Origin of the sequence: Lysinibacillus sp. FW12 (assembly GCF_050817245.1) — a bacterium.
GTDB lineage: Bacteria > Bacillota > Bacilli > Bacillales_A > Planococcaceae > Lysinibacillus > Lysinibacillus irui.
In genome coordinates this window covers 1,451,348-1,464,393 of the sequence record NZ_CP139094.1, presented here as the reverse complement: position 1 = coordinate 1,464,393, position 13,046 = coordinate 1,451,348, and the positions used below count along the sequence as shown (strand labels likewise).

The window sequence follows — 13,046 nt, the reverse complement described above, 5'->3', positions numbered from 1 at the left end:
GGATGCCTCTTTTTTAATGTACCATCCCTTTTAAATAGCAGGCAAGCTGAAGCCTTAATACATCATCTGCATTTTGAAAAGAGATCGTTAACTTTTCTTCGATTTTTCTTAATCGCTGATACAAAGTATTGACATGAATGTGTAATTGTTTAGCAGTCTCCCCTACAGAGCCATTTTGCTTTATATACATAAGCAAGGTTTCTTCTAGTAGGTGATGTTTTGTTTTCTCGTTTCGTAACGGTAGGAACACTTCATTCACGAAACCTAGAAGTTCCTCCTGTGTTTGATGGATAAATAGTCGATTCACACCAATCTCCTGATAATGCATGATACCCCAGCGCTGGCGGGTCATTAAAAACGACAGTGCTTTATCTGCTTCATTATAGCTTTTTGCTATTTGATCCATCCCCGAATACAATGTACCAACTCCAATTTTCAATGAATTGTTTTTAACCTTCTCCCAGCTTCCTTGAAATTGCTGCACGAGGTGTAGTAGCTCATTACCTATACGTTTAAATTGGCAAAGGACCGTTATTTTATGACCAAAACCAAACACTATTGGGGCATGATCCTGAAAATGTTTTTTAATTTCACTAATCAACAGATGTACTTGCATATCCATTGCTTGAATATCTGTGCCCGTAGATAATTGAATTAAAACGACAGCATAATTGGCATTTGACTGAATACCAAGCTCTTCCCCTTTTTTAATGAGTTGCCCAGGGTCCTTAGACGTTAAAAAATCATGAAAAAGATCATGTGTTTTTTTATAAAACGAATCTACTATTGTTTGCTTCCGTATCAGCTCTAGTGCAATAATGGAGCTTGCCTGTTCAATAATTAATTTGTGAATCGATTCTAGCTTTTGTTCATTGATCTCGATAAGCAGTAAACCAAGAATTTGACCAACACCGATGATAGGCTGAATATAGTAATCAACTTGCTCATTCTCTACTTCAAGTGAATAAAATGCTGGCGTTTCTGTTAAATGTACAAAACGGAACAAATCACCCTTTTCAATCCAATGACGTGGACTTGCATAAATTGAATCATCCATTAAATCCATAATAACGAGGCGTAAATTTAACATATGTCTTATTTCATTAACAATGACTTGCATACCTGCATTTTGCAAGGAAAGTTTCATAAAGGTGTGGTGGATTTGATCCCGTTGGAGTAGCAATTCATTTTGAAGTTTTAAATTCTGAAATAGTTTTGAATTCGTAAGTGCAATGGATACTTGATCCGAAAAGCTTTCTAACAGTTGTTTATCTTCTATAGTTAGTAAGGCATTTTCTCCATTTTGATAAATAATAACCACACATAATGTCTGCTCTTCTACAGCAATTGGAACAGCAATAACCGATTGTAAATATTCAAAAGTATAGGCATTTAATAAATGACGTAAATTCTCTTCTGTCACAGAAGAGGAGGCTTTTAAAACGTCTGTATACGAATTTAAAATCATAGATTGGTTATCTTTGAAAGTCTTTCCGATAATCCCTTCGCCAACTTTCATGCGCATATTTTTAATGTCCTCACCAGGTCCCCCCACCCAGGCCTTTGGTACAAGTGCAGCTTCACTTTCATCATACATCCATAAAACTCCAAAGTCTGCAGACGGTATAACCGATAGCGCATTCTCCAAAATCTTCGTCAACAATGTGTGTATATCATTTAGTACTGAAATTTCCCGTATACTTTCCATCATTTTGTCTCGAATAAATTGCTCTTTTTCTAACATTAATTCCAAATAATAAGCATGAAGTAATGTTTCGATTGCTTGGTTTTCCGTAGCTGATAGTGCTCTATGGAGCCGTAAGACCAATTGTCTTTTTTCATGGAATTGAAATTGATACTCATATACGTCTATATTTTTCTTGTCATGTGAAGGCGCCAGTTGTTCTTCCATCCCCTGAGAAATGACAAGAGAGAAACGATCCTCATTGATATTTTTCCATACCTGAAATTGCGAAAGATTGCAAAAGTCAGATAGAAATTGTTGTAGCCTATCTACTATTAGCATCACGATATACCTCACCCTTTATGTATATATATCTATATTTAACGCCTTTATTATATGAAAACATACATTGTTAGAAAAGTCTAAATTTTTTATACTTTGCAATATAACCAAATTTACTATAGCTAGGAGGACAAACGATGACAGCAACAACTAAAGCTCGAAATACAAAATATATTGTTATAGCCATGCTATTTTTAGGATGGTCGTTAGGGAATTTTGATCGTTTCATCATAAACTTTGCCATTCTTGATATTTCAAAGGAATTACAATTAACTGAAGCATTAACTGGCATTGTTTTAAGTAGCTTTTTTGCAGGCTATGCTTTAATGCAAATTCCTGGTGGCTGGTTAGCCGATCGCTTCGGCTATCGAAAAGTGCTCATTTCAACCATTTTAGTGTGGTCAATCTTCACCGTATTAACGGGAGCTGCCTGGTCTTTCCTTTCTATCATTGTCATTCGATTCCTGTTCGGGGTTGGTGAAGGTAGCTATTTCCCTGCTGCTTCAAAAGGTATTGCCAATTGGTTTCCTGTCGATGAGCGCAGTAAAGCAATGTCCATAATGTTAACATCCGGCTCCATTATGGGCGTCGTAGCACCCATTGTAGGAACATATCTCATGCTGGCATTAGGCTGGCGAGATATTTTTTATATCGTAGGGGCCATCGGTATCGTTGTTGCACTTTGTTTCTTCTTCCTAGTGAAGGAAAAAGAAATACCAGCTATCCATCAAGTACAAACACAAACTTCAAAAGCACCATTAAGGGATGTCTTAAAGACACCTATGATATGGAAGTTGTTTATTGCCTACTTTAGTATTTATGCAGTGAACTGGGGCTTAACCTCTTGGATGCCTACGTATTTATCTAAAGTAAGGGGTTTGGAGTTGACTGCTGTCGGTATCTACTCAGCCATTCCTCCGTTTGTAGGAATCTTTGCAATGCTGTGTAGCGGTTATATTCTAGATAAAATGCCACAAGGACGAGATAAACTTGTAGCAGGAATTTTCGCTATTATTGCAGGTATTGGTCTTTTACTCATGGCGAATGCACCGAGCATGCTAGTCTTTACAATATGTCAAAGTATTGTAACCGTCATGCTATCCTTTAATATTATTTTAATTACCTCTGTGCCACTGAAGATTTTACCAGAGGCAGTTGTAGGAACGGCAAATGGCTTTATTAATACCGGTGCACAATTTGCAGGCGTACTAACACCTATGCTTATTGGATTTTTAGTGGAGGCTTTCGGTGGTTCATATAGTCCCGCATTTGCTATGTTAATTGGCTTTACCATTGTGTGTGCTGTGTCATTATTCATGATTCGTCCAACTAAACAAACAGTTGTTATCAATCCCCCTTCCATAAACGAGATCATTGACTAAGGAGTGAAAGATTATGAGTTTAACTGAAAAAATTGCAAACTATATCGATCAAAAAAGTGGGCTGTACAAAAATGTAAGCGATAGCATCTGGGACTATGCTGAAACAAGATTTGATGAAGTACGCTCCGCTGACTTACTATGTAAAACATTAGAGAATGAAGGTTTTCATGTCGAAAGAGGTGTTGCGAACCTTGAAACTGGCTTCATTGGTACCTTCGGAAATGGGAAACCTGTAATTGCCATTCTTGGTGAATATGATGCACTTGCAGGTCTTAGCCAACAGGCAGGGAGTGCGAATTATGAACCGATCATTCCGAATGGTAATGGCCATGGCTGTGGTCATAACCTTTTAGGTGTCGGGGCACTTGCTGGAGCCATCGCTACTAAACAATACTTAGAAGATAACCACTTAACGGGAACTGTCAAATACTTTGGCTGTCCAGCTGAAGAAAGTGGCTATGGCAAATCCTTTTTGGCAAGGGATGGTTATTTTAAAGATGTAGATGTTGCTTTTTCATGGCATCCAGGAACGATTAACACTGTTATGCATGCGAGAGCAAATGCCGTTATTAATGCTACTTTTAAATTTAAAGGACGTAGCTCCCATGCTGCGGCATCCCCTCATTTAGGGAGAAGTGCATTGGATGCCGTAGAGTTAATGAACGTTGGTGTTAACTATTTACGTGAGCATATTGTAGATGAAGCGAGAATTCACTATGCCGTAACAAATACAGGGGGCGTTGCACCAAATGTAGTACAAGCAGAGGCTGAGGTGACTTATTTGATACGAGCACCTAAACCAAATCAAGTCAAGGACTTATATAAGCGTGTCCTTAATTGCGCACAAGGAGCTGCTTTAATGACTGAAACAACTGTAGAAGAGCAAATTGTTGGCTCTTGTCATAATTTAATCCCTAATAAAACATTGGAAAAAGTGATGCATCAGCATATGCAGGATTTGGGTAGTGCAAAATTAACAGAAAATGATATTCATTTTGCCAAGGACATCTATAGCACGCTATCCGAAGAGGAAAAGAAGGTAGCTGCTTTACAAGTAGGAAAAGAAGTAGCACAGATGCTTGTTGACCGACCTATTATTGATTTTCTTGCACCACTTCCAGAAGAACCATTTTTCATGGGTGGCTCAACAGATGTTGCAGATGTTAGCTGGAATGTCCCAACGGCTCAATGCTCGACAGCTACATGGGCATTTGGCACACCATTCCACACATGGCAGGCAGTCGCACAAGGAAAATCATCCTATGCTCATGAGGCGACGATGCTAGCTGGAAAGGCGATTGCTTGTACAGCCATTTCTGCGCTAGAAAATCCTACATTGATCGAAAATGCGAAGGCAGAATTAGTGGAACGTCTCGGTGGTGAAACATATGAAGCTTTGATTCCAAAAGATTTAGTCCCTCCTAAATCAAACCGAGAATCAGCTGCAATATTGGCATAACTTGTACAAAATAAGACTTTCTATCATCAACAATAGAAAGTCTTATTTTTTATCGGTTTATATTTGTTATAGCCTCTCTTTCTAGGCCTATCATATTATTCATTTAGTTGTTGTCCAGGATGGCATAGATACACTGCTAAGGGAAATGTTCGATAAATGACATGAGTTTTTTTTAATTCTTTTTTAAAATAATTAAATTTTTTTCTAAAAAGTTAAAACTTTTTCAATTGGTAAAACGTCTAATAATTGGTAACAGAAGTTAACCTAAAGGAGAATGGATAAACATGAAAAAACCTGTTAAAAAAACATGGCTTTTGGCTTCAGCGCTTACACTAGGAATGGCTGTCTTAACACCGCTTCAGGCTGGTGCGACATCTGTAGAAACAACAAAAAATGTCACAATTCAAATAGAACACCAAATAAAAGGGACCATTAAATATTTTGATGGCTATGGCTTAACTATGAAAGGAACAGATGGAAAAAATTATTTCATTGGCTTACACAAGTTCTCTGATAAGCAAATCGAGCAATTAAAGCTTGTAGAAGGTCAAGAAATTTCTGTTGAGGGCACTATTCTAAAAGATTACTCAGACTTCTTTACCTTTGACGTATTCAAAAAAAGTTTACCTAAAGGGGTAACAAAAGAAGAGATTGTCCAATTAGAAAAGCTTTTTAACGACTTAAAAAAGTTTGAAAAAGAAGAGAATTATGAGGAAATGGATCGAATCTATGAGGCGATGAATGCCATTACAAGACCGTATGAATTAGCAAACTGGCAACCAGAGCCCTTTGAGGAATTTATCAATGAAGCAGCTTTCGCTGAAAAAAATATCGTTATTAAAGCACAAGATAAAGAGCAGCTAAAAACACTTTATTCAGAATGGATAAAATTTGTAAAAGAAGATAATATGGATGCAGCTCAAGAAAAAATAGATAAAATTTATTCGATTCTTGATATTTATTACGCAGAACTATATCCACCACTTACGTTTGAACAATATATGGCAGACTTCGAAGTAGAATTAACAAAAGAGGAACTAGCAGAACTAAAAACGGTCTATGAAGATGCTCAAAAAGCAGACAAAGAGAAAAATGAAGAGCTTTCAACGAAGCTTTGGGAGCAATTTTACGAAATGCTAAACTCACACTTTAAATACGAGCCTATTTCTTTTGAAGAATATATGGCTGATATTGAATTCGACATTAGTCAATCAGATTACACTAAATTAAAACAGCACTACGAAGAAGCCGTGAAACTTGAGCAAAATGGCGAAGAAGAAAAAGCTGGCGAGCAATGGGAGGCCTTCTACAAAATTTTAGATCCTTATTATGAAGCTAATAGAGACATCCTAATCTCAGCATCTAAACTAACAATAAATGGGCAAGTTGTACTTCCAGAACCAGAGCTAACTCAATAAATTTTTAAGGGCTCTCCTATTGATATAGGAGCAGCTCTTTTTGATGTGACGAAATTGTCATGTTATCCCTTAAATAGTCATGTTAATCGATGGTTTGACCATAATTTGCTTGTTATAGTAATCCATGTTGAAACAAACAAATTACATCTTAAGGAGAAAATCTACATGACAATGTTCATAAAAAAATTCGTGATGATGGCTGTAATGTTCGTATTTTTTACTTTCATACCCGAAGTAGTACAGGCAACATCGAGGGATACCATTCATAAAATTGACCAATTTATTGAGGAACAACAAAACATTAGTAAAATCCCAGGTCTTTCAGTCATCATTGTTGATAAGGGCGAAACCGTATATCAAAAGAGCTTTGGCTTTGCTGATACAGAAACAAAAACGCCTGTCACATCTGATACCCTTTTTGAGCTAGGGTCCACATCTAAAGCATTTACAGGGCTTGCTATTTTACAATTAGAAAAGCAAGGTTTGTTAAAACGATCAGATGATGTTCGAAAGTATATCCCGTGGTTAACATTAACCTTTAATGGCGAGGAACAGGTTATTACCATTCAGCAGTTATTGTCACATACCAGCGGAATTCCCTCAAATTCAATTACTCAGATTCCAGAAAGTACGGCTGATAACGCCCTTGAGCTAACGGTCAAAACATTACTGGACCAACAGCTAAATCGTAAACCAGGTAGTTCTTTTGAATATGCAACAATTAATTATGATGTCTTAGGATTAGTAATTGAACAAGTTTCAAAACAGCCATTTGATCGGTATATCCAACAAAAAATTTTACAGCCAATTGGTATGAATGAATCTTTTGTAGGAATTCACCAGGTACATTCTTCAAAAATGGCTTCTGGTTATAAAATAGGTCTGATGAAAGAACAGCCATACATACCACCTGTCTATCGCGGCAATATCCCTGCAGGCTATGTCATCAGTAACGCCAATGATATAGCGAGATGGTTAAAATTACAGTTAGGGAACAGTAGCATCTATTCTATCAGTAACCATGTAATACAAGAATCACATACTCCAGATCAATCAGTGGAGCCTTTTGATACCAATACTTATTATGCAAACGGTTGGGCCATTGTGGAGAAGGATAAAAAGCCATACATTTACCATGCTGGTGAAAACCCAACCTTTACCTCGTACTTCATCATGCAACCTGATGAACAAATAGGCGTAGCTATTTTAGCCAATATGAATACAAGCTTTACGACAGCGATTGGACAAGGTGTCATGGATATATGGGAAGGTAAAACGGTTCAAGGACAACATGTTAGTAGCTATCAAAAACTAGATAAAATTGTAACTATTATAAGTGCCTTCGTCATCGTAATCAGTATAATATTCTGTTATCTATTATTTAAAATTGCACAAAGATTTTATAAAAAACAACGTGAGGTTGCAACATTAAATTATAAGAGAATTTTCCTTATTTCTGTCCATATAGTAATTGTTGCTTTGCTAATGGCAGCTATATTTATAGTCCCAAATATTGTCGGCTTAAATTGGACATTTATAAAAGTTTGGGCACCTACTTCTATCACGGTATTATTGTATAGTACCATTATGGCAAGCTCCCTATATTTATTATTAGGTTTATCACTCACTGTTACTAAAAAGAATATCTAAGAAGATTTATTTTAAAGGAAAGCTTCCATTATGGAGTATGGTCTACATCAGTTCATCTGTGCTACCATTCACCATTGCCATTCTTGATCGGTTTTCTTTTGTCCAATATAGAATCATCGACTAGACGAAAACCCCCTCTCCTTTCAACGTCTTGACATACAATAAATTGAAGAAAGGAGAGGTCTTTATGGGATACTACGGAAATGCAGGCAATTATAATTGTTGTTACGGCGGCTATGGTCATGGCTATGCTGGAAGTTATGGTGGAGGCTATGGTAACGAGTATGGCGGTGGTTATTGCATGGACTATGGTAAGAATAATAGTTCACCATTCGTATTAATTGTTGTACTATTTATTCTGCTCATTATTGTAGGCGCAACATTCGTAGATAAAGAATATTAATTTTTAGCATCTTTCATTACTGGTAAGAAATCTCATATTCTAACGCAAAAGGGTCGCTGTCAGGTGACCCTTTTTATTTATAAAATTTACTTTCAGCCCGTCTCCCCTAGTAGCTTAAAACCATATGTTTATTTCAACAAAATCGTCAGAAAATGAAACGAACTACAACTTTGAAACGTAAATATACTTAAGTAAAGTTAGTAACTATTATTGAAAAAGGGGATGAGTTCCATGATCGAATGGTGGCAAAAAAGGAAAAAGAAAACGAGAAGAAACAGAAAGAGTTATAAAAAGTCCCCTCTAGTAGAATTATTTATTAACGTACTATTTTTGATACCTGAATTGTTTTTATTCCCATTCAGATTAATTTATTGGTTGTTAAGAGGGGTGGGAAGATTTATTGGAGAGGTCATTTAATTTTTTTCTTGAACTTGGATGCTGTGATCTCTTATTTTAATTGTTTTACACAAAAAACACTCAAAAACTTGTATTCATAAGATTTTGAGTGTTTTTTATTTTTCAAGGAGTGAATTTTGAATGGACAGCATCCTACTGTTTTTTTATATAGTAAATAAATGCATCAAATTGCTGTATCACGAGCCATCATAAATACCATATAAACTTATGCAAACAGCTGTTAGAGAGAACACCTTTTTATCTTCTTTCCAAAACAGCCCATACAAAAAGGCAATTCAAGAAAACGGTAAGATATCATAAGTTACTTAAACTTTTGAATATCCACCATATTTTCTTAAACTGCCCATTAAAAATCAATTAATTAGATTCTACAGTCGTGTTCTTAGTGTCTTTAGAGTAATTATACTTTGATGGATCTACAGGTGTATACCCTGTTGGTGTATAGAATCTCAATAAGTCACCATTGACGACTTGATCCGATAATTTTAGTTTATGATCTACTTCGTTTTTCATCGACTTAGCAAAGTCTAATTGACTATCATCTAGAGGCAAACCTGTTTTATTATCATAAAATTTTTCATTAATTGAATAAATCGTAGGACTAACAAAATCTCCATTTCTGAATGGTACGATTTCATCATGCTCTTCTGATAATAAATCAGAACCAAATTGAATGAAATTTTGCGTATCAATTCCTAGTAAATGCAATAACGTTGGAAGAAGATCTATTTGGCCACCATAAGTATGGTTAGTTCCACCTTGCATTCCTGGAACATGGATAAATAATGGTACGCGTTGCAAATTAGCACTTTCATAAGGTGTAATTTCTTTGCCAATCACTTGCTCCATTGCTCTATTATGATTATCTGAAATACCGTAATGGTCACCATAAAGAACAATCATCGAATTATCATATAGGCCCGACTCTTTTAATTGATTGAAGACCTGTTTGATTGCTTCATCTGCATAGCGTGCTGTTTGGAAATAATTATCAACACTTGCATCGCCAGTATTCGCTTTATCAATTGTTACTAAATCTTGACTCATTTTATACGGATAATGGTTACCTACTGTAATTAATTTTGTATAAAAAGGTTGTGGTAACGAACTTAAAAGACTTTGTGATTGTTCAAAGAACGGTTTATCTAACAAACCATATTCAGCCATATCACCTGAAGAACCAGTATTATAATAACTTGCATCAAAGAAATGCTCGTATCCAAAGGACTTATAAATCACATTTCGGTTCCAGAAGCTTCCGTTATTCCCATGGAATACAGCTGATGTATAACCATGATCTTTTAAAATGCTTGGAGCAGCCTGGTACGTATTTTGTGCTTTTGTAATATAAGCAGACCCTTGTGGTAACCCAAATAAAGAATTTTCTAGCATAAATTCAGCATCTGAAGTTTTACCCTGACCTGTTTGATGGAAGAAATTATCAAAATACATTGTATTCTTATCTTTTGTTAATGAGTTTAAAAATGGTGTAACTTCCTCACCGTTTAATTTATAGTTAATAAGAAAGTTTTGGAACGATTCTAAATGTAAATAGATAACGTTCATGCCTTTTGCTGCACCAAAATAGTCTGCATTAGGTTTAGCGTAATTAGATTTTGTATAATTAATTACTTCTGTCGTATCACTACTATCTGCCAAAGCTCTCTGTGAAGAAGCTTTCATAGTTTCTACTGAATCATAAATGGTATAGTTATACATCCCTAAATACTTCACAATATAGTTTCTATCAAAACCTCGTGTTAACAATTGTGGACGACTAGTTTCAGCTAGGCCTAAATTTACAATGGATACTGCTAATGCTAATGCAATAATTGCCGTTGCTTTTTTATACCCTACACGTTCAGTTTCTTTTTGTATTTTTCTTGAGAAACGTAGATAGAACATGACAAGAACATCCACAAAGAACAAGATATCATAAGGCTTAAGTAAAGAAAGAACACTACCACCTAAATCGCCAAAGTTCTGCGTTTGGAAAATTGTTGGTAATGTAATGAAATCACTAAAAAATCGGTAATAAACAATATTGGCATATAAAAGAATAGACATCAAAGTATAAACTATTACTAAAGATGAATATTTTCTTTTTCCTTTAAATAAAAACGAAAATCCTAGAAACAGCATGGCTGATCCTAGTGGGTTTAATAGTAAAAGGAATTGTTGAAGAGCTCCTTCTACACCTAGTTCAAATTGTGTTATTTGAGTGATATATGTTTTAATCCATAACATTAAAACAGCTATAAAATATATTCCTAAAAAGTTGTTGAATAGGTCATCTTTTTTACTTACTAGATTTTTCATTACTACACCTACCTTCTACTTATTAAATTAAAAATCTAGTTGTATATGAACGTAGACTATAAGTATTGTAATGCATTGCATTAGAAAAATGTTACTTCACAATAACTTTTTTTAGTAGCTAATGTATAGTACTCCCCATTTAGAAATCTGTCAAGTTGTTAACTAGCACTAAAGACAATTAGTACAAAAATTTCTAGTTACTGTAAATATCATCATAAAAAATACCCTGCAAATGTTAGCCTGTTGACTATTATTTACCGGGCAATATTAACTATCATATTCTTTTTATCTCCTTTCAGTTCAAGCATGCAATTGTTTCATTGCTGTGCACACTTTTTTTGTAGAAAGTTGAAATTTATTGCATGATCAACTAATTTATTTATCCTAGCCTATGTATATCTATTTACTGGATGCTCATGTATATTTTGATCATTTACTCACTTAAATATGGACAAATTTTTCTGCTAAACTTATTTATAAAAACAAAAAGCCATACAACCATTGTTGCTATATGGCTTTGCTAGAAATCCATGCAGAGAATTTATGTGGCTCTTATTGAGTCTCTACACTATTTCTTATTCGCTATCATTCATTTCTAATTTTTTTTGGACAGCTTTAATCATTCGAGCAGATCCATAGCAAATTTCTCCATTTTTCATTAGAATTTCTTTGTTCTTAAAGTCAACTTCCTGTATATTGTCAATATTCACTACGAAAGAATTATGGCAACGAATGAATGAAGCCTTCATACTCTTTCTCTACATCTTTCAACTTCCCATAAAACTCTACTTGGCGATTGTCCAAATGTAAAACAACTTTATGTAATGGGGAGGATTCAAAAAACATGATATCATCATAATTGACACTAATAATTTTATCTGCAATTCTCTAGCCAACAAAGTTCCTATGAAAATTATTTTCAAAATTCTTCTCTAAATCCTCAATCGTACGAGCCAATTCCGCTTTATAGTGATCATCTATTAATTCATCCATCTGGCTTAAACAACATCCATAAAACTCCGAAAAATACTCAAACCATCTATTAATTAATTGTGAATGTGCTTGCTTAGAGTCCTTAAACCCGTTTGTTTTTCTAAATAAAGTGCCTCAAATGATTTTTCGGTATAAGGTTTCTTTTGCTTGGCTGAAAGCTCAAAGAAGCCTTGGGACATGCGAGACAAATGAAAGGTAACCTTTATTGTTATTTTCTTCATGATAAACATCTGAGACCATTGAAAAAATAAGTGGGAATAGCTCCCCAAATCTTACATTCTGCGTTTCTAGATATATTCTGGTATCTAGTAGTAGTTGGTCTGAATCGTTCATCCACATATAAGCTAGTTATTCTTTCATTATGAAAATGAAAAGAATATGGAAAGATGTCTATTTCACCATGTTCACGAATCGCTCGTTCATTTTTCTTACTCTACAAATTTGAAATCAATTGGAAACTTTGATGATATTTTTTCTTTACTTTTTCAATGTACGATTTGTCTAATGGGTTTTCTTCAGTGAGACGGCCGACTCTGTTTTCCAAAGCTGTATACTCAGAATCTAATATTTTATTTTTTGTAATCAACTGAATATGTGGCACGCCTTCCCAGCCTTTTGAAACAAAATATGGAGTACCTTTCCACAGATCATCAATAAGTAATAGCAATGGTTGTTCTAATGTACTGTCATAGTTATATATACAGGTTTGATACACAACAACACATCCTTACCCTTATGTAATTTTTCTAAAAGGCAATAATCTACTCGAAAAATTAATTTTTTCAACTCTTCTTTAGCATCCAAAACTATTTGGCTCATTATTTTAGCATTCTAGTTTTAATCGTTTCTCTTCCTTAGTTACTGCCTCTGCTGGATTTAGCTCACCTACTTCATCGATGACAACAAAGTAAAGTTCTTTAATGCCTGCTTGCTGTACATTCTTCTTGCCTAATCGCCTTAATTCACGCAGCACACTTTC

The 13,046-nt window shown here is 35.0% G+C and carries 11 protein-coding genes; 5 read left to right on the top strand and 6 right to left on the bottom strand.

What is annotated here, in order from left to right:
* Nucleotides 1-13: 13 nt before the first annotated feature.
* Nucleotides 14-2,026 (bottom strand): helix-turn-helix domain-containing protein, encoded by a 2,013-nt coding sequence (locus SJW71_RS07540; protein WP_431811972.1) that lies wholly within the window; start codon nt 2,024-2,026, stop codon nt 14-16.
* Nucleotides 2,027-2,163: 137 nt separating this feature from the next.
* Here SJW71_RS07540 and SJW71_RS07535 point away from each other — a divergent pair, with 137 nt between their 5' ends.
* The 5 genes from SJW71_RS07535 (at nt 2,164) to SJW71_RS07515 (ending at nt 8,338) form a co-directional block, all read left to right on the top strand.
* Entirely contained in the window at nt 2,164-3,408 is a 1,245-nt protein-coding gene (locus SJW71_RS07535) for an MFS transporter (RefSeq protein ID WP_274793983.1), read from the top strand.
* Between the two features lie 13 nt (nt 3,409-3,421).
* Nucleotides 3,422-4,867, top strand: a complete 1,446-nt coding sequence (locus SJW71_RS07530; RefSeq protein WP_431811971.1) for a M20 family metallopeptidase — start codon at nt 3,422-3,424, stop codon at nt 4,865-4,867.
* Between the two features lie 284 nt (nt 4,868-5,151).
* A complete protein-coding gene (locus SJW71_RS07525; RefSeq protein WP_274793985.1) occupies nt 5,152-6,285 on the top strand; it encodes a hypothetical protein in 1,134 nt (377 codons plus the stop codon).
* Nucleotides 6,286-6,450: 165 nt separating this feature from the next.
* On the top strand, nt 6,451-7,935 hold the full coding sequence (locus SJW71_RS07520) for a serine hydrolase domain-containing protein (protein WP_431811970.1): 1,485 nt from the start codon (nt 6,451-6,453) through the stop codon (nt 7,933-7,935).
* 187 nt (nt 7,936-8,122) lie between these two features.
* The gene (locus tag SJW71_RS07515; RefSeq protein ID WP_396631778.1) at nt 8,123-8,338 is read left to right on the top strand and encodes a YjcZ family sporulation protein; all 216 of its coding nucleotides are present in this window, start codon (nt 8,123-8,125) and stop codon (nt 8,336-8,338) included.
* A 774-nt stretch (nt 8,339-9,112) separates the two neighbouring features.
* Here SJW71_RS07515 and SJW71_RS07510 read toward each other — a convergent pair.
* The 5 genes from SJW71_RS07510 to SJW71_RS07490 all read right to left on the bottom strand — a co-directional run bounded on the left by SJW71_RS07510 (nt 9,113) and on the right by SJW71_RS07490 (nt 13,040).
* Entirely contained in the window at nt 9,113-11,074 is a 1,962-nt protein-coding gene (locus SJW71_RS07510; protein WP_313469768.1) for an LTA synthase family protein, read from the bottom strand.
* Between the two features lie 575 nt (nt 11,075-11,649).
* Nucleotides 11,650-11,823 (bottom strand): LytTR family DNA-binding domain-containing protein, encoded by a 174-nt coding sequence (locus tag SJW71_RS07505; protein ID WP_431811969.1) that lies wholly within the window; start codon nt 11,821-11,823, stop codon nt 11,650-11,652.
* Nucleotides 11,795-11,920, bottom strand: coding sequence for a hypothetical protein (locus SJW71_RS07500; RefSeq protein ID WP_431811968.1), 126 nt, complete (start codon nt 11,918-11,920; stop codon nt 11,795-11,797). The genes SJW71_RS07505 and SJW71_RS07500 overlap by 29 nt, the downstream gene beginning before the upstream one ends.
* A gap of 580 nt (nt 11,921-12,500) precedes the next feature.
* On the bottom strand, nt 12,501-12,782 hold the full coding sequence (locus tag SJW71_RS07495) for a hypothetical protein (RefSeq protein ID WP_431811967.1): 282 nt from the start codon (nt 12,780-12,782) through the stop codon (nt 12,501-12,503).
* A gap of 108 nt (nt 12,783-12,890) precedes the next feature.
* Complete coding sequence (locus SJW71_RS07490) at nt 12,891-13,040, bottom strand: hypothetical protein (RefSeq protein ID WP_431811966.1); 150 nt, start codon at nt 13,038-13,040, stop codon at nt 12,891-12,893.
* Between the last annotated feature and the right edge of the window lie 6 nt (nt 13,041-13,046).

What these genes read in the sequence shown, in the direction of transcription:
- SJW71_RS07515 (WP_396631778.1), top strand. Translation starts at nt 8,123, where the DNA reads ATGGGATACTACGGAAATGCAGGCAATTATAATTGTTGTTACGGCGGC.
- SJW71_RS07510 (WP_313469768.1), bottom strand. Translation starts at nt 11,074, where the DNA reads ATGAAAAATCTAGTAAGTAAAAAAGATGACCTATTCAACAACTTTTTA.
- SJW71_RS07520 (WP_431811970.1), top strand. Translation starts at nt 6,451, where the DNA reads ATGACAATGTTCATAAAAAAATTCGTGATGATGGCTGTAATGTTCGTA.
- SJW71_RS07535 (WP_274793983.1), top strand. Translation starts at nt 2,164, where the DNA reads ATGACAGCAACAACTAAAGCTCGAAATACAAAATATATTGTTATAGCC.
- SJW71_RS07540 (WP_431811972.1), bottom strand. Translation starts at nt 2,026, where the DNA reads ATGCTAATAGTAGATAGGCTACAACAATTTCTATCTGACTTTTGCAAT.
- SJW71_RS07525 (WP_274793985.1), top strand. Translation starts at nt 5,152, where the DNA reads ATGAAAAAACCTGTTAAAAAAACATGGCTTTTGGCTTCAGCGCTTACA.
- SJW71_RS07530 (WP_431811971.1), top strand. Translation starts at nt 3,422, where the DNA reads ATGAGTTTAACTGAAAAAATTGCAAACTATATCGATCAAAAAAGTGGG.
- SJW71_RS07505 (WP_431811969.1), bottom strand. Translation starts at nt 11,823, where the DNA reads ATGAAGGCTTCATTCATTCGTTGCCATAATTCTTTCGTAGTGAATATT.
- SJW71_RS07500 (WP_431811968.1), bottom strand. Translation starts at nt 11,920, where the DNA reads ATGTTTTTTGAATCCTCCCCATTACATAAAGTTGTTTTACATTTGGAC.